This window comes from Nocardiopsis sp. B62 (assembly GCF_018070675.1).
GTDB lineage: Bacteria > Actinomycetota > Actinomycetes > Streptosporangiales > Streptosporangiaceae > Nocardiopsis > Nocardiopsis prasina.
The window spans coordinates 108,686-126,319 of record NZ_JAGPXK010000003.1 but is presented as its reverse complement, the minus strand read 5'-3'; the positions used below and the strand labels follow the sequence as shown (position 1 = coordinate 126,319).

Below are 17,634 nucleotides of genomic sequence, written 5' to 3'. Positions count from 1 at the left end.
GCCCAGGGAACAGCCTTGCCCCAAGTGGGGCCGGATGTCCAGTGCGGGGCGGCGTGTCGCGGGCCGCCCCGGCACGGATCAGAGCAGCGGGATCTGGCCTCCGGGAGCGGCGCGGACCCGGCGCAGGTGGCTCCATCGGGGCAGGTCGTCGAGGTAGGACCAGCTCATGCGGTGCTGCGGAGTGGGTCCGTGCTCGGCGAGGTTCGCGCGGTGCACGGGCGAGGGGTAGCCCGCCGCCCTTTCGAAGCCGTAGCCGGGGTGTTCCTCGGCGAGCTCGGCCATGAGGGCGTCGCGCCGCACCTTGGCCAGGATGGCGGCGGCGGCCACGCTCACGCAGGTGAGGTCGCCCTTGACCTGGGTGCGCACGCGCCAGGGTCGACCGATGAAGTCGTGGCGGCCGTCCAGGATCACCGCGTCGGGGCGGGGTTCCAGTGCCTCCAGGGCGCGGCGGGCGGCCCGGTGCAGGGCCTCGGTCATGCCGACCTCGTCGATCTCGGTCGCCTCGGACCACCCGAAGGCGTGGTCGGCGACCCAGGGTTCGATCTGGGCGGCGAGCTCACGGCGCCGCTTCGGGGTCAGGCGTTTGGAGTCGGTGAGTCCGGCCGGGGGCTGGCCCTCTCCGGGGACGGCGGCGCAGACCAGGAGGGGCCCGGCCCAGGCACCTCGGCCCACCTCGTCGACACCGGCCACGACCCGCGCACCCGAGGCTCGGAGTTCGTCCTCGACCTCGAAGGTGGGAGCGGGGATCGGTTCGCTCTGGGGGGAGGCGCTGTTCTTCTGGGGAGTCGTCGTCGGCACGCCACAACCCTAGAGCGGGTGGGTGACCTTCCGGGCCGGTTCGGCCGAGGAACGGAACGGGCGCGGGGAGATCCACCAGGGCGGCGGCGGTGGTGGGCGCGGGAGAACGTCAGGAAGGCGGGCCGTCCGACGAGCGCCGGGAGCGCGCTGCCGAGGGCGAACCCGGTCTTCTGGGGGGCGGGGCCAGCCCAAGAGCGGCGGCCCGCCCAAGGGGGTTCGGGGTCGACGGCGTGGTTCATCCGCGAACGCGGCCCGGAACACGGCGACGGGCAGGCCGTTCAGTAGCGGGGCCAGGGCTCCCAGCGGCAGGGGACCGCCAATCCCGTGGGTTTTGTGCGACTCACCGAGAGTGACAAGCAGTCATGGGCCGTGACTTTCGGTAGTTTCCGCTTGTTGGAACCGCCGTGCCGGGCCGCCCGGGAGGAATGGACATGCAGCAGACCAGGCCGAGAACACGGCCCGAACCCCCACCGCGCCTCCCTGCCCGCCCAGCTCCGAAGCGCCGGACCGCACCACCGTTCCTGCGCGGCCGCCTCTACGACGTCATCGCGGCCGGCACCCGCGTGGGTGTGGGCTGGGTGTTCGCGGAGTACGGCCTGGCCCTGCGCGGTGGGGAGGACGTGGTCGCCGAACGCCTCTCCGGAGCCGGGACACCCGCCGCCTCATTGGTCGCTCCCGTACTCCCCGCGGTGCTCGTCGCCCTCGCGGTGGCCTTCGCCGTGGGTCTGCTCACATGGCTGACCGGCCCGCTCCTGGCCCTGGCCGCCGTCGCCGGGACTTTCGCGGCGACGGCCGCTGGCCCCTCCCCGTTCGGCTCCTGGGGAGCGACGGCGCTGGTCACGGCGGTGTGCGTACTCATGGCGGTCGGCGGTGGACGGTGGTCGTGGGACCACCTGGTCCTCTCACCCCGCTCCCGGGTCTCCCACCAGGTCCGACGCCGAACCCCGTCCATCGCGCGCGGGAAAGCCTCCGCCTTTTCGCCCCGTCGCCCCGAACACGCGCCGCCACTGCTCTATCCTGTGGAACAGGCCGCACCGCGTAGGCCGAATCGACTGTGACGCGGCCCGTTCGAGCCCCTCGGCCGCCCATCGGGCCCGCGTCGCCGTGACCCGGATTCGATGGAAGGATCGCCATGTCCGCCTCAGCTTCGGGCCCGAACCCTGACGGGTCCGTGGCCAAGCTGATCGAGATCGCCGAGAAGCCGACGCTGGGCCAGCGACTGATCAGCTGGGCCTCCCGTCCGCCCGGTCGCCTCTACATCCCCGCGTGCGCGGTGGTCGGACTCGTCCTGCTCTTCGAGGACAGCATGCCCGCCGGGCACCTGCCCACCTTCGTCGTCGGACTCGGCGGCGGCCTCCTCCTGGCCGGTATGGGCGCGCTCCGTCTGGGGATCGCGCTCGCGGTCGCCCGACCGATGATCCGCCACTACTGGCTGCGCTGGATCTCCGCCCCGCTCATCGCGTTCGTGGCGCTGAGCCTGGCCGTCGCCGACGTGCCGCTCCAGACTCGTGTGCAGGCCTCCTCCGAACAGCTCCTCGAACTGCGCGACGAGGTGGCCGACCCCACGACCATCCCCCGCAACGGGGAGTGGACCGGCCTGTACGCGCTGCGGAGTGTGTCGGTGACCGGCGACGTCACCCACTACGAGGTGGAGAAGGCCGGGCTCCTCAACCCCGCAGGACTGGCTCACAGCACCGAGGAGATCCCGGTGGGGGTCTTCGTTCCCGGCCAGGGCTCGCGGATCTACGAGCACGTCTCCGGTGACTGGTACGTCTGGGTGGACCACTAGGGGGCTGGCCGTCCGCCGGAGCGGACGGCCCCCCGACCACCTCTTTACTCGGCGCTGTCCCGCTCCAACCTGACTCTCACCCTCGACGTGTAGACATGGGTTCGTCCCCCGGGAGACACCCTCACGGTTCTCCCCCACGGCAGTCTCGCTATCCGAGAAGAGGACCCATGCGCGAGTTCGCGCTCACCCTTCACCTGCGCCTGCACGACTCCCTCACCGCGCTGCGCCGCGCCCACGCCGTCGGCGACGACGACCTGGCCACCGCCCAGGCCGGGGAGGTCGAGGACCTCGTGGAGATCGCCGCACGGCACGGAATCGACATCGCCGGGTACGCGGGCCTGACCTCCCACCAGGCGCTGACCCCGGCGAGCTGAGCCCGCACTCCCCCGGTACACAAGCGAGGGCCCCGCCACCCTTCCTGGATTCCAGGAGGGTGGCGGGGCCCCTTCACGTTCCGCCGCGTTCCGTGCCGTCTCCGGCGGGGGTCAGCGTCCCCGACGGCCTCCCTGACCACCTCCGTAGCCCTCACCGCGCTCGAACTGCTGACGCATGGCGGTGTCCTGCTGGCTCTGGTACTCCTCGGACATCTGCTGCTGACGGGCGGCGGCAGCGGCCACCGAACCCTGCACGCCGTCGAGGGCGTCCTGCGCGGCGGAGGCGCCCAGGGAGCGGGAGGACCCGCCACCGTTGTTGAGCACCTGCGGCAGCAACTGGGCCGTGATCAGCGTGGACAGCGCCGAGCCGTCACCGGAGCCACCCTCGGTCTGGACGACGACCGGCCGCGGGGCCCGCTCGGCCAGCGCCGCGCCGACGTCCAGGCGGCGGCGGGCCAGCTCGTACTCCAGCACCGCCCGGTTGTCCCGGTAGGCCGTGGCCAGACGGTGCTGCGCCTTGGCCTCGTTCTCGGCGGCGACCAGGTCGGCCCGGCCGCGCGTCTCGATCTCGTACCGCACCCGCTGGGCCTCGGTCTCCTGCTCCTCCAGCATCTGCGCCACGTCCTTGCGCGCCTTGTTGAGGGAGGCGTTGACCTCGACGATCTTGGCGTCGCGGGTCTTCTTGGAGCGCTCGATGTCCATGAGCAGGGTGTCGATGCGGCGCTTGCGCGTGAGCTCCCACTCCTGCTCGTAGGCCACCAGCTCCTTGGCGACCCGCTCCCGGGTGGCCAGGTGCTGCTGGTACTGGCTGGGCAGCTGCACGTCCGGGATGTTGCAGCCCGTGATGGTCACGCCGTACTTGTGCAGCTGCGTGTTGAGCAGGCTGCGCATGTCCTCGACGTTGGAGCCGCGCAGGTCGTAGGCGGACTCGGTGTTGACCATGCGGCTGCGCTGGCGGATGGCGTCCTGCACCGCGCTGGACAGCACCAGGTCGAAGTTGCTCGCGCCGATCGAGGTGACGAACCGGTACGGCTCCTCGATCCGGAACTTCAGGAAGAACTCGATCGACTTCAGCGGCACGTTCTCCCGCGTGGGGCAGGCCAGCACGGGGGCCGTGTACGGGATCTCCGTGCGGGTGTCCACCACGAAGTCCACGCGCGACCACGGGTGCCACAGGTAGTGGCGGCCCGGGCCGATGCTCTTGGCGAAGGCGCCGTACTTGGTGAGGATGCCGGTGGTGCCCTCCTCGATCTCGACGATCGAGCCGCGCCACCACCACAGTCCCGCCGCAAGCACGCTGAGCACGCCGACGAACAGGGTCGGCACGGCCAGGGCGCCGTAGGCGAGACCGGCCACACCGCTGCCGAAGGCGACGTTCAGCGACATCATCAGGGCGGAGCTGATCGCGAACAGGCCGAACCAGACCAGGATGGTCCAGCGCAGGCCCCGGTTGTCGCGCGGTATGACCACGGGAACGATCGCGCCCTGGTCGCCGCCGCGCAGGAGACCGGCGAGGTCGCCCCACGAGGCCAGGGACTCCTTGATGTTGGAGCCGCCGCCGGGGTTGAAGGACTCACTCATCTACTGACCTCCCGGGTACTGGCCCTCGGATCCGCCCTGCGACCACGGGGGCGCCGGCGGGTCCTGCGGGTTCTGGAACGGGGCGCCGGAGGGCGGCGGGGAGTCGACCGGGGCCTGACCGGCGGACGGCTCCGGGGCGGCCTCGGAGATGCGCTCGTCGACGGAATCGTCGCTCACCGACTGGCGGATCTCCTCCACCAGGTCCTCGCCCGGGTCCTCCGCGGAGGGACCGCGGCGCTCGTCCGCCTCGTCCTCGACGAGCGCGCTGATCTCCTGCTGGCGCTCGGCGATACGGGCGTTGATCGCGCCCAGACGCTCACGGATCGCGGCCATGTCCTCGTCCGAGAACAGGGCGGCGTCGGTCTGGCCGATGATCTCCTGCGCGATCCGCAGGTAGTCGACGCTGGCTCCGTCGCCCGAACCGATCCGCAGCACCTGCGGGAGGCTGTCGGCGACCGACTCCAGCTTGTCGAGGAGGTTCTCCCGGAACCGGTAGTTGAGGATCTCGGGGGCCTCTGCGGCGCTGACCGCGCGGATGTCCAGGGCCTGGGCCTGGAGGAGCGCGGCGTTCGCGTTGGCCTCGGACTCGGCCTCCACGAAGCGCTGCCGGGCGGTGGCGCGGGCCCGGTTGGTCTCGCGCTCCAGGGCGGTGTCCATCTGCGCCTGGTACTGGGCGATGTCGGCCTGGATCGCGGAGAGCGTCTCGTTGAGGGTGGCGAGCTCCTTGTTCAGGTCGCCCTCGTTCTGCTCCTTGCGCAGCTGGAGCTCGTACTCGAACGTGTACGCGTCCTTGGCCACGCGCACCATCTCCGGCGCCGCCAGGTCCATCCGGTACTCCTGGCTGGAGGGCTCGGCATGCGTGATGTTGGCGCTGGTCAGGACGACGATGCCGCCGAACTGGCGGTTCAGGGAGTCCAGGAGCGCCTGGGTGCTCTCGCCGACCATGTCGTAGATCGCCGAGGCCTCCTGCTCGTAGATGAGGCTGCGGGTGGTCTCGCTGATGGCGTTGTTGAGCTTCTCCTGGAAGCCGGGGACACCACCCAGCGTGTAGACGAAGTCGGTGGCGTTCTCGATCTTGAACTGCACGAAGAGGTCGACCGAGGCCTGTACGCCGCTCTTGGTGGGGGCCGAGCGGATCGGGGCGTTGAACGGGTACTCGCGCGTGGTGTTGACGATGTAGGAGACGCGCTTCCAGGGGTTGAACAGGGTGACCCTGCCCGGCTGGTAGAGGTTCTCCATCTTGCCGAAGCGCGTCACGATGGCCTGGCAGCCCTCCGGCACCATGACCATGCCCTGGCGCCACCACATGAAGGCGGTGACGGCGATGGTGACGAGCCAGTAGTGGACGCCGAAGAAGGGGTTGAGCAGCGGGTTGGCGCCGCTGACCATGGCCGTGGCGGCGGAGGTCGAGAACCCGACGACACCGATGACGAGCAGGGCGATGGCCGGGAGCATCGTCACGAAGGTGCGTCCCCGGGGGATGACCATCGGGCAGATGACATGGACCGGACCGCCCCGGCCGCGCTCGTAGTAGCTGCGGTTGAGGGCCTCGCCAGCGTTGCTCAGCGAGGTGGTCTTCTGCTCGATCCGGGTGTCGACGGAGGCGCCCTGCTCCCTCGCCGCGACGAAGTCACGGGGATCGAGACCGCCCTCCGTACTCTGCCCGGACCGCTGACCGGAGTCCTGCCCGGTCATCTGGCCCGCGGCCTGTTGGACTGCGTCGGTCATGGCCTGGCGCGGGTCGCCCCCTTGGGCGACGGCGCCGGCCGCGCCGCGCACCGTTTGCGCGAACGACATAGGCATGCACTTCCTTGTGACGGAACGTCGGGAACTATCGGCTTCGACGTCGCGTACCGCGACCTGGTTCCAGGTCGGGGCGGGTTCGTTTCAGGACAAACCGGTAGTGGTCAGCCTCCAGCTTGGCACGAGGGCCAGCCGAAACCCATGGGTGTGTCCCGAGCGTGACGCGGAATCAGCCGCATGGTGATCCGCGGCAGCCAACGCGTGCCACATGGCGCGGCCCCGGGGGCGGGGCTAGGGTGGTTTTTCGAATGCTCTCGCCGGTGGCTGCGGAGCCGCCATCGATGCGAGCGGCCGTTTCCCTGCCGTGCACCGCCACGCAGGCTCCGCGGAGCCGCGCAGCGGGGCCCGCCCGGGGTTGGCGGTGCGAGCTTCGTCGGTGCGGTGAGAGGCAGCCTGGTGGTGACGCGAGGCCACCGCGCCGCCGCAGGCGTCCGTTGAGGGTGGTGGAGGGCGACGGGTGGGTCGGAAGGAGCCACAACCCCGCCCCGGCCTCGTCGTGACCGAATCGCACCGAACAGGGAGTTCTCCATGCTCGCAGTACCCAGTGCCGTCCTGACCACCGCCGGTCTGATCGGCGGCTACTCGGTGGCGCGCGCCACCGGAAACCGGCCCCTGGGAGGCGCGGTCCTGGCCGGATTCGGCGCGGCGGCCTTCGAGACCACCCGCCGAAACTCCGGCCTGGGCACCGCCATCGCGCTGACCGGCGTGTACGTGGCCGCCTTCGGCCTGTCGCACCCGCTGGCGAAGAAGGTCGGCTCGTGGCCCGCCGTCCTGGGGGTGACCGCCGCGACCGCCGCCGTGGCCGTGGCCTCCGGCGACCGTTCCGAGGCCTAACGGCCGTGGATGTAGGCCTCCAGCTGGGCCCGGTCGTCCTCCAGACCCCGTAGACGGCTCTTGACGAGGTCGCCGATACTGACGATCCCGGCCAGGCGTCCCTCCGCGGTCACGGGGACGTGCCGGAACCGGCGCACGGTCATGTGTTCACTGACCTCCTCGACGGTGTCGTCGGGGGTGCAGGTGACGACGTCGGAGGTCATGATGTCGGAGACGGGGGCGGACATCAGCTCCGGCCCCCGGCGCTCCAGGTGTCGGACCACGTCGCGCTCGGAGACGATCCCGACAAGGGTGTCGTTCTCGGCGACCACGACGGCACCGACGTTGTGACGGGCGAGTTCGGTGAGCAGTCGGGCGACGGTCGCCTCGGGGGCGACGCTCACCACCTCCGGGCCCTTCGCCCGCAGGATCGCGGCTATCAGCATGGGAACCACCTTCCACTGGCCGTCGCCGGGTGCCGAAGGGGTACCCGATCCCCGCCCCGCCAACCAAAGGTGTGGACCACCCGGGGCGGGCTCCCTCGGGAACCCGCCCCCTCGAGTGTCAGCTGCAGCCGCTGGTGGCGCCACAGCCCTCACAGGCGAAGCAGCTGCCCGCGGGGCGCATCCTGGTCCCGCAGGTGGTGCACAGCGGGGCGTCGGCCATGAACCCCTCGTCGGGAGCCAGCCGTTCGGGGCGCTCCTCCCGCGCCGGGGCCTCGGCGGAGGCGGCGGACTGCGCGTACGACTCCACCTGCACGGCCGCCTGGGACGGGTCCTCCCCGTGGACCTGGGCCTCACGCTCCGAGGCGGACAGCACTCCGAGCGCGGTCCGCTCCTCGTAGGGCAGGTGGTCCAGGGCCAGGCGGCGGAAGATGTAGTCCACCACCGACTGCGCCATACGGATGTCGGGGTCGTCCGTCATGCCCGCCGGGTCGAAGCGCATGTTGGTGAACTTCTCCACGTAGGTCTCCAGCGGAACCCCGTACTGGAGGGCGATGGAGACCGCGATGGAGAAGGCGTCCATCACCCCCGCCAAAGTGGAGCCCTGCTTGCCGAGCTTCAGGAACACCTCGCCGAGGCCGCTGTCCGGGTAGGAACCCGCGGTGATGTACCCCTCGGCGCCGCCCACGGAGAACGAGGTGGTCTCGCTCGGCCGCTTCTTGGGCAGCCGCCGCCGCACCGGCTTCGACACGTCCTCCGCCTCCGCACCGGAGGCGGACAACGGCTGGCCCACCTTGCAGTTGTCCCGGTAGACCGCCAGGGCCTTGAGCCCCAGGCGCCAGCCCTCGTAGTAGATCCCCTCGAAGTCGGCGACCGTGGCTCCCTCGGGCACGTTCACCGTCTTGGAGATCGCCCCGGACAGGAACGGCTGGGTCGCGGCCATCATGCGCACGTGCCCCATGGGCTCGATGTACCGGCGCCCCATGGCGCAGTCGAACAACTCGTAGTGCTCCCGTCGGAGCCCGGGGGCGTCCACCACGTGCCCGTGCTCGGCCACGTGGTCGACGATCGGCTCGATCTGCTCGTCCTGGTAACCCAGGTTCCGCAGCGCCCGGGGGATCGCCTGGTTCACGATCCGCATGGATCCGCCGCCGACCAGCTTCTTGTACTTGACCAGCGAGAAGTCAGGTTCGATCCCGGTCGTGTCGCAGTCCATCATGAACCCGATCGTCCCGGTGGGCGCGAGAAGGCTGGCTTGGGCGTTGCGCCAACCGTCGCGTTCACCGACCTCCAGGCACCGCTCCCACTCCTTGGTGGCGGCCGCGTGGACGGGCTCCTCCAGTGCGCCGATGGTGCGCAGGTCGTCGTTGGCGGCCGCGTGCTTGCGCATCACGCGTTCGTGAGCGCTCTGGTTGCGCTCGAATCCGTCGTAGGGGCCGACCACACCGGCCAGTTCGGCGCTTCGGCGGTAGGCGGCCGCGGTCATCAGCGAGGTGACGGCGGCGGCCACGGCCCGTCCGCCCTCGGAGTCATAGGCGTGGCCGGTGGCCATCAGCAGCGCGCCGAGGTTGGCGTACCCGATCCCCAGCTGCCGGTAGGCCCGTGTCGTCTCGCCGATCCTCTCCGTGGGGAAGTCCGCGAAGGTGATGGAGATGTCCATCGCGGTGATCACGAGTTCGGTGAGCCGGGTGAACCCCTCGACGTCGAACGTGTCGTCCTCGCGTAGGAACTTCAGCAGGTTGATCGAGGCCAGGTTGCAGGACGAGTCGTCCAGACTGAGGTACTCACTGCAGGGGTTGCTCGCGCTGATGCGGCCGGTCTCGGGGTTGGTGTGCCAGTCCTGGATGGTGCCGTCGTACTGGATGCCCGGGTCCGCGCACTCCCACGCGGCGGCGGCCATGCGGTGGAAGAGCTCCTTGGCGTCGACGGTGGCGATGACCTCGCCCGTGGTGCGGGAGGTCAGGCCGAACCCGGAGCCGGTCTCCACCGCGCGCATGAACGCGTCGGACACGCGGACGGAGTTGTTGGCGTTCTGGTACTGGACGCTGAACATGTCGTCGCCGCCCAGGTCGACGTCGAAGCCCGCGTCCCGGAGCGCGCGGATCTTGTGCTCCTCGCGCGCCTTGGCCCCGACGAACTCCTCGATGTCGGGGTGGTCCACGTCGAGCACCACCATCTTGGCCGCCCGGCGGGTGGCGCCGCCGGACTTGATGGTCCCGGCGGAGGCGTCGGCGCCGCGCATGAAGGAGACCGGCCCCGAGGCGGAGCCCCCGGAGGACAGCAGCTCCCTGCTGGAGCGGATGCGCGACAGGTTCACCCCCGCGCCGGAGCCGCCCTTGAAGATCAGCCCCTCCTCCTTGTACCACTCCAGGATCGACTCCATGGTGTCCTCCACGGAGAGGATGAAGCACGCGGAGACCTGGGCCCTGGAGGTGGTGCCGACGTTGAACCAGACCGGGGAGTTGAAGCTGAAGAGCTGGTGGGCCAGGGCGTACTTGAGTTCGTGGTCGAAGACCTCGGCGTCCTGGTCCGAGGCGAAGTAGCCGTGTTCGCGGCCGGTTCTGGTGTAGACGCCGACGACGCGGTCGATGAGCTGTCTGAGGCTCGACTCGCGCTCGGGAGTGCCGACGGCCCCCCGGAAGTACTTGCTCGTCACGATCTGGGTGGCGTTCACCGACCAGGTGACGGGGAACTCGACGCCGTGCTGCTCGAAGTTGACGGTGCCGTCGCGCCAGTTGGTCATGACGACGTCGCGGAGTTCCCATTCGAGGGTGTCGTACGGATGGACGCCCTCGGTGGTGTTGACCCGGCCGATCGTCAGGCCCTTGCCCCGGCGCCTGGTCGTGCCGTTCGTCCTTCGCGTCATGGCGACCTCTCCCCCGAAGGTCATGCGCGGACCCGGCGGTGACCGCGCGGACGTTCATGTGTGTTCGGGGTGGTGCGGAAGGCACGGTCTCGGCCGGGCTCTCCACCCACCATGCGGCGGTCGCCGGGGTTACCCGGTGGTGTCGACCGCGGGCTCCCCCTCGCGGTCCTCCCGCAGGCTCGCGATCTCGGCCTCGAAGTCGGCGAGGCTCTCGAACCCACGGTAGACGCTCGCGAAGTGCAGGTAGGCGACCTCGTCCAGGTCACGCATGGGACCCAGGATGGCAAGGCCGATCTCGTGGGCGGGCACCTCGGCCACACCCCGGCCGCGGATCTCCTCCTCGACCCGCTGGCCGAGTTTGGCGAGGGCGTCCTCGGAGACGGGGCGGCCCTGGCAGGCGCGGCGCACCCCGGCGATGATCTTGGTGCGGCTGAAGGGTTCGGTGACCCCGGACCGCTTGGCCACCATCAGCAGGACGGTCTCCTGCGTGGTGAAGCGTCGCTCACAGACGGGGCAGGTCCTGCGGCGCCGGATGGCCGCGCCGTCGTCGGTGGACCTGCTGTCGATCACCCTGGTGTCCGGATGACGGCAGAACGGACAGTGCATCCCGGTTCACCTGGCTTTCCTGTACCCGACCAACAACCCTGGAGGTCTACTTAACCACAACTTATTGACCACAGCCCCCATGTCAACACCAGATGTTGTGGTCGAACCTAGGCGCCGGGGCGGACACCCGCAACCCTGCCGACGGCGTGTCCCCAAACCCTGGAACAGGGGCGGCCGAGGAACGGGGTTCGAGGAGGTGGAAACGGGGATGTGCGGCTCCGGGAGCCGAATCCAAGGATAAGGGGGCGCGGGCGCGCGGCTCGACGCCCGCCACACCTCGGCGCCGACCGAATTCCCCCCTCTCCCGCGAGCACGGAGTGGCGGCGGGGCACGGCGAGACGAACCCCATACCGGATCGCACATTCCCCGGACAACGGCCACGGCGCGCGTGTACACACATAAGTCCGGACCCCCGGAAATCGGGGCGCGAAAACACAATGCGAAATCCCCACGCGCCCTCGTCCACACGTTCTCGAACGCTTGTTTGATATCACCGTGTGCAACGACTAAAGTTGACCTTGATTTCACACCGGCTTCGCCGTCCGGTCCGCGTGGCCGATCCGGCCACACACAGGCCCTGACCGAACCGAACACCGAGGAGGCCCGGCCGTGCCGGAGGAGAACCCCGGAGCCGTCGGCTCCGGACCCACCACCGTTCTTTCGCCCGTCGGCGACCCGGGCCCGTCCGGGTCCGACACCCCCAAGCTCACCGCACGTCAGCAGAGTGTCCTCAACTGCATCCAGCGCTACGTCCGGGAACGGGGGTACCCGCCGTCCATCCGGGAGATCGGCGACACGGTCGGCCTGTCCAGCCCCTCCAGCGTGGCGCACCAGCTCAAGGTGCTCCAGCGCAAGGGCTACCTGCACCGGGACCAGAACCGGCCGCGCGCCGTGGAGCTGCGCACCCCGGGCCGCGAGGCCTCCCAGACCCTCACCCAGGAGGAGCTCACCGCCGACTCCACCCGGGCGGCCTCGGTGCCGCTGGTCGGTCGGATCGCCGCCGGTGGCCCGATCCTGGCCGAGGAGGCCGTGGAGGACGTCCTGGCGCTGCCGCGCCAGCTGGTCGGCGAGGGCCGTCTGTTCATGCTCACGGTGGTCGGTGACTCCATGATCGACGCCGCGATCACCGATGGTGACCTGGTGGTGGTCCGTCAGCAGCAGACCGCCGAGAACGGTGACATCGTCGCGGCGATGCTGGACGACGAGGCCACCGTCAAGGTGCTGCGCCGGGAGCCGGACGGGCACGTGTGGCTGATGCCGCGCAACGACGCCTACGACCCAATCCAGGGAGACGAGGCCACCATCCTCGGCAAGGTCGTCACGGTCATGCGCCGGGTCTGAGCCCAGGTCCCCGAGCCGGGGGTGGTGGGCGTGCCGATACGCTGAGGGCGTGTCGACACCTGCCTCCGCCCCCGTGTCCCCTTCCCCGAGCCGACCCCGCGCCGCCCTGGCCTCGGCCCTGGTCGCCGGGGCCCTGCTGGTCTCCGCCTGCGCGCCCAGCGACGGCGACGGGCCCGCGCTGCCCGGTGCGGCCGGGCAGGAGCGCGAGGTCTCCTTCGAGGGTGGCGGGTTCACGGTGCCGGGCACCTTCACCGCTCCCTCCGGCGCCGGTGAGGGCTCCGTCCCGGGGGTGCTCATCGTCTCCGGCAGCGGTCCCACCGACCGGGACGGCAACGGCGCCGCGCGCCCGGAGGCCAACACCAACCTGAACCTCGCCCGGGTGCTGAGCGGTGCGGGTGCCGCTTCGCTGCGCTACGACAAGTTCGGCAGCGCGGACCCGGCGGACATGAGCGAGGCCGAGGAGGAGGCCCTCGACCAGCCGGTCGACCCCCTCGTCTTCGACCGGCAGATGGCCGCCGCCTACACGGAGCTGGTCGCCCAGCCCGAGGTGGACCCCGAGCGCACGGTCATCCTGGGCCACAGTGAGGGTGCCCTGTACGCGCTGCGCGCCCACGAACTCCTCGACGCCGAACCCGCTCTGGTGCTGGCCGCTCCGCCGGGCACCCGCATGCTGGACCTCATCGACCGCCAGGTGTCCGAGCAGATCCGCACCGCCGAGGCCCAGGGCGGCGTCGGCGAGGTGACCGCGGCGCAGATGCTCTCGGACCTGCGGGCGGGCCGGGCCGCCGTGCGCGCGGGCGGGGAGCTGCCCGAGAGCGACGCCACGGGGTTGTTCGACGAGAACAGCGCGGACTACCTGACCTGGATCGACTCCTTCGACCCCGTGGAACTGGCCGAGGGCCTGCCCGGGGACACCCCGGTGCTGGTCCTGTGGGGCGACCAGGACGCCCAGGTGAACGAGGAGGAGGTCGACCGGCTCATGACCGGCCTGGACGGCGCCGAGCGGGTGGACCTGTCGGGGGTCGACCACATCCTGCGCGAGTACGACGACTCCCCCGGGGCCGCCGCCCTCGACGCGGACCGTGCCTTCTCCCCCGACGTCACCCCGGCGCTGGAGGGGTTCCTCGACGGTCTCTGGTAGCCGACCCGGAACGATCCGCTAGTCGTCCGCGGGTGCGGGCAGCTCGTCGACGACGGCGCGGGCGAGGAGCTCGGCCTCCTCGGCGGCGGCCTCACCGTCCATGGAACCGATCGCGTCGTAGTCGGTGGCGGCGGTGTAGCAGGACTCCACGTACAGGTTGGAGACCCGCACACCCACGCATCCCACTTCGAAGGCGCCGTCCTCGACCCACGTGAGCGCCTCGTCCCCCAGGCCCTCCACGGGCTGGGTGTCGTTCTCCCCGGCGGTGGAGCGCAGGGTCTCGGCGGCGGTCTCCACGCCACCCTCGACCGGGGCGGCGACCAGGACGAGGGTGGCGGCGGACGGCACGGAGGCGCCCGCTCCCTCGGGAGTGGCCCAGCGGCACTGCCAGCCCGCCCCGAAGGGGTCCTGGCCGGTGCCGACGGTCTCCTCGATCTCACTCTCGTAGCCGGGCACCGACTCCTCGAGGGTCTCGGTCTCACCGATCCCGCACTCGGGCGCGGCCTCGAACTCGCCCAGTTCCACACTGTCGCGCAGCAGGTACCAGGTGAGCCATGCGGCGAGCGCCAGCACGGCCAGGATCAGGACGACGAGGAGGGTGACGGCCAGTCCCCGGCTCTGCGGCGGGGTGGCTCCGGGGTCCTCCGACTGCGCGAAGGCGGGCGGGGGCCCGGAGTGGGGGGTGCTCACAGGGCCTCTCCCAGCTGTTCGGCGAAGGCGACGACGGTCTCGCTGGCGCGGTCGTAGGACACGGGGTCGTCCTCGTCCATGGCGCTGTAGGAGACGCGGACCAGCAGGTTGTCGCTGTGGAAGGCGAGTTCGGCGGTACCGGGGACCTGGCCGCGCCAGACCTCCGCCTCGGCGCCGGATCCCAGGACCACGGAACGACCGCGAGCCGGGGCCATCGCGGTCTGGGCCCGGGAGGCGGACTCGTCGCCGGTCACGGCCGGTTCGGCGGAGGCGTCGGTGAAGCGCGCGGACAGGTCCACCCGCAGCACACCCTGCTCCTCGGCGTCGAGTCCGGCCGTGGTCCACACGCACGCGGTGCCCTCGCCGCCCGCGAGGGGGCCGCCGTCGTCCGTTTCCAGGACGGCACCGGGCAGCGCCTCGGTGATCGCCTCCTCCGGGACCACGCCGCACGGTGGCGCCGTGGTGTGGGCGTCACCGCCCCGGGGTTGGTCCGGGTCGTTCCCCGTGAACCAGAGACCGCCTCCGACGGCGGCGGCGGAGACCGCCACCGTGCCCGTCACCACGATCGCCGCCCGCACCCAGGGTCTGGGTCCGGAACCCGTCGCAGAGCCCACCCGGCCACCGCCTCCCAATCAGTTGTCACGCCCAAGGTAGAGGGCGGTGGTCGCCAGCGCGACCACCGCCCCGTGCGACGGATCAACCGACGACGATGTTCACCAGCTTGGGCGCGCGGACGATCACCTTGCGCACGGTCTTGTCACCGATGAAGCTCTGGGCCTTCTCCGAGGCCAGGGCCAGGCGCTCCAGCTCGGCGGCGTCGATGTCGGGGGACACCGACAGCTTGTCGCGGACCTTGCTCTGCACCTGCACCACGCAGGTGACGGACTCCTGGACCAGCAGCGCCGGGTCGGCCTCGGGCCAGTTGCCGACGGCCACCGAGCCGCTGTGGCCCAGCTTCTCCCAGCCCTCCTCCGCGACGTAGGGCGCGAACAGGGACAGGGCGACGGCCACGAACTCAGCGGCCTCACGGACGGCCGGGTCGGCGGCGCCGGGACCGGAGTCGATCGCCTTGCGGGCGGCCGAGACCAGCTCCATGCAGCGGGCGATGGCGACGTTGAAGCGCTTGTCCTCGACCAGGGCGGTGATCTGGTCGATGGAGCGGTGCGTGAAGCGCCGCAGATCGGTGTCGCCTGTGGAGAGGTCCGTTCCGGGAGTGCTGCCCGCACCGGCCTCACTCATCACCCGATAGGCGCGGTTGAGGAACTTCTGCGCGGCGACCACGGACACGTCCGCCCAGTCCACGTCCTCCTCGGGCGGGGAGGCGAAGAGCATGGTCAGCCGGACCGCGTCCACACCGTAGGCGTCGATCTCCCTGCCCAGGTCCACGCCGTTGCCCAGCGACTTGGACATCGCCCGGCCCTCGTTGATGACCTGGCCCTGGTTGGTCAGACGGCGGAAGGGCTCGGTGAAGCCGACCATGCCCATGTCGTACAGGACCTTGGTGAAGAAGCGCGCGTACAGCAGGTGCAGCGTCGCGTGCTCCTTGCCGCCGATGTAGTGGTCGACGGGGCCCCACTTGTTCACCTCGTCGGTGTCGAAGGGGGCCGTGTCCAGGTGCGAGGAGATGTAGCGGAGGAAGTACCAGGACGAGTCCACGAAGGTGTCCATGGTGTCGGTGTCGCGCTCGGCCGAACCGCCGCAGGACGGGCAGTCCACGTGCAGCCACTCCTTGGCGGCGGCCAGCGGAGAGATGCCCTTGGGGGCCAGCTCGGCGCCCTGGAGGTCGGGCAGGGTGACCGGCAGCTGCTCGTCGGGGACGGCCACCTCGCCGCAGGAGGGGCAGTGGACGATCGGGATCGGGGTACCCCAGTAGCGCTGGCGGGACAGCAGCCAGTCGCGCAGGCGGAAGTTGACCGTGGCGTCGCCGGTGCCGCGCTCGCTCAGGATGCCGATGATGCGCTCGATGGCGTCGGTCTTGGTCAGGCCGTCGAGGGGGCCGGAGTCGCGCAGGACGCCCTCGCCCGCGGCGGCGACGCCGGTCTCGGCGGGGTCGGCCTCGCCGGTCTCGACCACGACCCGCACGGGCAGGTCGAAGGCGAGGGCGAAGTCGAGGTCGCGCTGGTCGTGGGCGGGCACCGCCATGACGGCGCCGTGGCCGTAGCCGGCCAGTACGTAGTCGGCGGCCCAGACGGGCATGCGCTCGCCGTTGACCGGGTTGACGGCGTAGCGGCCCAGGAACACGCCGGTCTTGGGACGCTCGGTCGTCTGGCGTTCGATGTCGGAGAGCTTGGCGACCTCGGAACGGTAGTCCTCGAAGGCCTCGCGCTGCTCGGGCGCGCACAGCTCCGCGGCCAGGTCGGCGTCGGCTGCCACCACGAAGAAGGTGGCGCCGTAGAGGGTGTCGGGCCGGGTCGTGTAGACGGTGACCGGCTCGTCGCGGCCCTCGATCTCGAAGCGCACGTCGGCGCCGGTGGAGCGGCCGATCCAGTTGCGCTGCATGGCCAGGATCTCGTCCGGCCAGCGGCCGCCGTCCAGCTGGTCCATGTCGTCCAGCAGACGCTGGGCGTAGTCGGTGATCTTGAAGTACCACTGGTTGAGGGCGCGGCGCTCGACGTCGGCTCCGCAGCGCTCACACCTGCCCTGCACGACCTGCTCGTTGGCGAGCACGGTCTGGTCCTGGGGGCACCAGTTGACCAGGCCGTCCTTGCGGTAGGCCAGCCCGCGTTCGAAGAAGCGGGTGAACAGCCACTGGTTCCACTTGTAGTACTCGGGGTCGCTCGTGTGCAGACGGTGCGACCAGTCCAGGGCCAGGCCGTAGCGGCGCATCGAGGAGGCCTGGGTCTCGATGTTGGCGTACGTCCACTTGTAGGGGTGGTCGTTGTTCTTGATGGCCGCGTTCTCGGCGGGCAGGCCGAAGGAGTCCCAGCCGACCGGGTGCAGGACGTTGTCGCCCCGCTGGAAGCGGTAGCGGCCGATCACGTCACCGATGGCGTAGGCCTCCGCGTGGCCCATGTGCAGGTCACCGGAGGGGTAGGAGAACATGTCGACGATGTACGAGCGGGGGCGGGTGTCCCCCGGGTCCGTGTTGGCCTCGAACGGAAGCTCGGCGGCCCAGCGCGCCTGCCACTTGTCCTGGAGGGCGCGGGCGTCGTAGGTGTCGCCCGTCGTCTGGTCGCCGTCTACCGCTGTCATCGCTGAGTGTTCCTTAGCCGGTTCTGGGTGTGTTGCCTTCAGGTTAGCGGCTGCGGTACACGGCCGAAGACCGGTTTACCGCCGTCCGGGACGGGACCCCGAACAGGGCTGTTCTCACGGAGGGTGACCAGCGCACCGGTGGTTTTCCGGACCCTGCGCCCCTCCACACCGACCGCCCGGTTTGTTACTCTGCCGTC

General features: G+C 70.7%; 15 protein-coding genes. 6 read left to right on the top strand and 9 right to left on the bottom strand.

The genetic code is table 11. The features are described from left to right. Nucleotides 1-78: 78 nt before the first annotated feature. On the bottom strand, nucleotides 79-798 hold the full coding sequence (locus tag KBX21_RS04680; protein WP_210841076.1) for a ribonuclease HII: 720 nt from the start codon (nucleotides 796-798) through the stop codon (nucleotides 79-81). A gap of 431 nt (nucleotides 799-1,229) precedes the next feature. On the opposite strand from KBX21_RS04680, the gene KBX21_RS04675 reads away from it, so the two are divergent. The 3 genes from KBX21_RS04675 (at nucleotide 1,230) to KBX21_RS04665 (ending at nucleotide 2,961) form a co-directional block, all read left to right on the top strand. Beyond that, a complete protein-coding gene (locus KBX21_RS04675) occupies nucleotides 1,230-1,856 on the top strand; it encodes a DoxX family protein (RefSeq protein ID WP_210841075.1) in 627 nt (208 codons plus the stop codon). A 74-nt stretch (nucleotides 1,857-1,930) separates the two neighbouring features. Beyond that, nucleotides 1,931-2,587 carry a hypothetical protein gene (locus KBX21_RS04670; RefSeq protein WP_049565766.1) on the top strand — a complete coding sequence of 219 codons (657 nt, stop codon included), beginning with the start codon at nucleotides 1,931-1,933 and terminating at the stop codon, nucleotides 2,585-2,587. A gap of 167 nt (nucleotides 2,588-2,754) precedes the next feature. Next, nucleotides 2,755-2,961: a hypothetical protein gene (locus tag KBX21_RS04665; RefSeq protein ID WP_049565769.1), complete on the top strand. Its 207-nt coding sequence runs from the start codon at nucleotides 2,755-2,757 to the stop codon at nucleotides 2,959-2,961. A gap of 111 nt (nucleotides 2,962-3,072) precedes the next feature. On the opposite strand, the gene KBX21_RS04660 is transcribed toward KBX21_RS04665, so the two are convergent. Continuing rightward, nucleotides 3,073-4,542, bottom strand: coding sequence for an SPFH domain-containing protein (locus KBX21_RS04660; RefSeq protein ID WP_049565771.1), 1,470 nt, complete (start codon nucleotides 4,540-4,542; stop codon nucleotides 3,073-3,075). Beyond that, nucleotides 4,543-6,339, bottom strand: a complete 1,797-nt coding sequence (locus tag KBX21_RS04655; protein WP_210841074.1) for an SPFH domain-containing protein — start codon at nucleotides 6,337-6,339, stop codon at nucleotides 4,543-4,545. It lies immediately after the preceding gene. Nucleotides 6,340-6,873: 534 nt separating this feature from the next. On the opposite strand from KBX21_RS04655, the gene KBX21_RS04650 reads away from it, so the two are divergent. After that, entirely contained in the window at nucleotides 6,874-7,179 is a 306-nt protein-coding gene (locus KBX21_RS04650; protein ID WP_049565776.1) for a hypothetical protein, read from the top strand. On the opposite strand, the gene KBX21_RS04645 is transcribed toward KBX21_RS04650, so the two are convergent. From KBX21_RS04645 to nrdR, 3 genes are all read right to left on the bottom strand, one after another. Then, nucleotides 7,176-7,604, bottom strand: a complete 429-nt coding sequence (locus KBX21_RS04645; protein WP_049565779.1) for a CBS domain-containing protein — start codon at nucleotides 7,602-7,604, stop codon at nucleotides 7,176-7,178. The two genes, KBX21_RS04650 and KBX21_RS04645, sit on opposite strands and share 4 nt — an antisense overlap. Before the next feature lie 118 nt (nucleotides 7,605-7,722). Beyond that, nucleotides 7,723-10,467 carry a vitamin B12-dependent ribonucleotide reductase gene (locus KBX21_RS04640; RefSeq protein WP_210841073.1) on the bottom strand — a complete coding sequence of 915 codons (2,745 nt, stop codon included), beginning with the start codon at nucleotides 10,465-10,467 and terminating at the stop codon, nucleotides 7,723-7,725. A 129-nt stretch (nucleotides 10,468-10,596) separates the two neighbouring features. Further along, the gene (gene nrdR / locus KBX21_RS04635) at nucleotides 10,597-11,073 is read right to left on the bottom strand and encodes a transcriptional regulator NrdR (protein WP_049565783.1); all 477 of its coding nucleotides are present in this window, start codon (nucleotides 11,071-11,073) and stop codon (nucleotides 10,597-10,599) included. A gap of 609 nt (nucleotides 11,074-11,682) precedes the next feature. Between nrdR and lexA the strand changes: the two genes are divergently transcribed. Continuing rightward, nucleotides 11,683-12,414 (top strand): transcriptional repressor LexA, encoded by a 732-nt coding sequence (gene lexA, locus KBX21_RS04630; protein WP_049565786.1) that lies wholly within the window; start codon nucleotides 11,683-11,685, stop codon nucleotides 12,412-12,414. A gap of 49 nt (nucleotides 12,415-12,463) precedes the next feature. Then, a complete protein-coding gene (locus KBX21_RS04625; protein WP_049565788.1) occupies nucleotides 12,464-13,555 on the top strand; it encodes an alpha/beta fold hydrolase in 1,092 nt (363 codons plus the stop codon). Between the two features lie 18 nt (nucleotides 13,556-13,573). On the opposite strand, the gene KBX21_RS04620 is transcribed toward KBX21_RS04625, so the two are convergent. The 3 genes from KBX21_RS04620 to leuS form a co-directional block, all read right to left on the bottom strand. Further along, a complete protein-coding gene (locus KBX21_RS04620) occupies nucleotides 13,574-14,245 on the bottom strand; it encodes a hypothetical protein (RefSeq protein ID WP_082206227.1) in 672 nt (223 codons plus the stop codon). Then, entirely contained in the window at nucleotides 14,242-14,859 is a 618-nt protein-coding gene (locus tag KBX21_RS04615) for a hypothetical protein (RefSeq protein WP_374225697.1), read from the bottom strand. The genes KBX21_RS04620 and KBX21_RS04615 overlap by 4 nt, the downstream gene beginning before the upstream one ends. A gap of 82 nt (nucleotides 14,860-14,941) precedes the next feature. Further along, entirely contained in the window at nucleotides 14,942-17,437 is a 2,496-nt protein-coding gene (leuS, locus tag KBX21_RS04610) for a leucine--tRNA ligase (protein WP_210841072.1), read from the bottom strand. Between the last annotated feature and the right edge of the window lie 197 nt (nucleotides 17,438-17,634).

Excerpts from the sequence above, each read along its gene's own strand:
- KBX21_RS04675 (WP_210841075.1), top strand. The coding sequence starts at position 1,230 with ATGCAGCAGACCAGGCCGAGAACACGGCCCGAACCCCCACCGCGCCTC.
- KBX21_RS04670 (WP_049565766.1), top strand. The coding sequence starts at position 1,931 with ATGTCCGCCTCAGCTTCGGGCCCGAACCCTGACGGGTCCGTGGCCAAG.
- KBX21_RS04665 (WP_049565769.1), top strand. The coding sequence starts at position 2,755 with ATGCGCGAGTTCGCGCTCACCCTTCACCTGCGCCTGCACGACTCCCTC.
- KBX21_RS04660 (WP_049565771.1), bottom strand. The coding sequence starts at position 4,542 with ATGAGTGAGTCCTTCAACCCCGGCGGCGGCTCCAACATCAAGGAGTCC.
- KBX21_RS04655 (WP_210841074.1), bottom strand. The coding sequence starts at position 6,339 with ATGTCGTTCGCGCAAACGGTGCGCGGCGCGGCCGGCGCCGTCGCCCAA.
- KBX21_RS04650 (WP_049565776.1), top strand. The coding sequence starts at position 6,874 with ATGCTCGCAGTACCCAGTGCCGTCCTGACCACCGCCGGTCTGATCGGC.
- KBX21_RS04645 (WP_049565779.1), bottom strand. The coding sequence starts at position 7,604 with ATGCTGATAGCCGCGATCCTGCGGGCGAAGGGCCCGGAGGTGGTGAGC.
- KBX21_RS04640 (WP_210841073.1), bottom strand. The coding sequence starts at position 10,467 with ATGACGCGAAGGACGAACGGCACGACCAGGCGCCGGGGCAAGGGCCTG.
- nrdR (WP_049565783.1), bottom strand. The coding sequence starts at position 11,073 with ATGCACTGTCCGTTCTGCCGTCATCCGGACACCAGGGTGATCGACAGC.
- leuS (WP_210841072.1), bottom strand. The coding sequence starts at position 17,437 with ATGACAGCGGTAGACGGCGACCAGACGACGGGCGACACCTACGACGCC.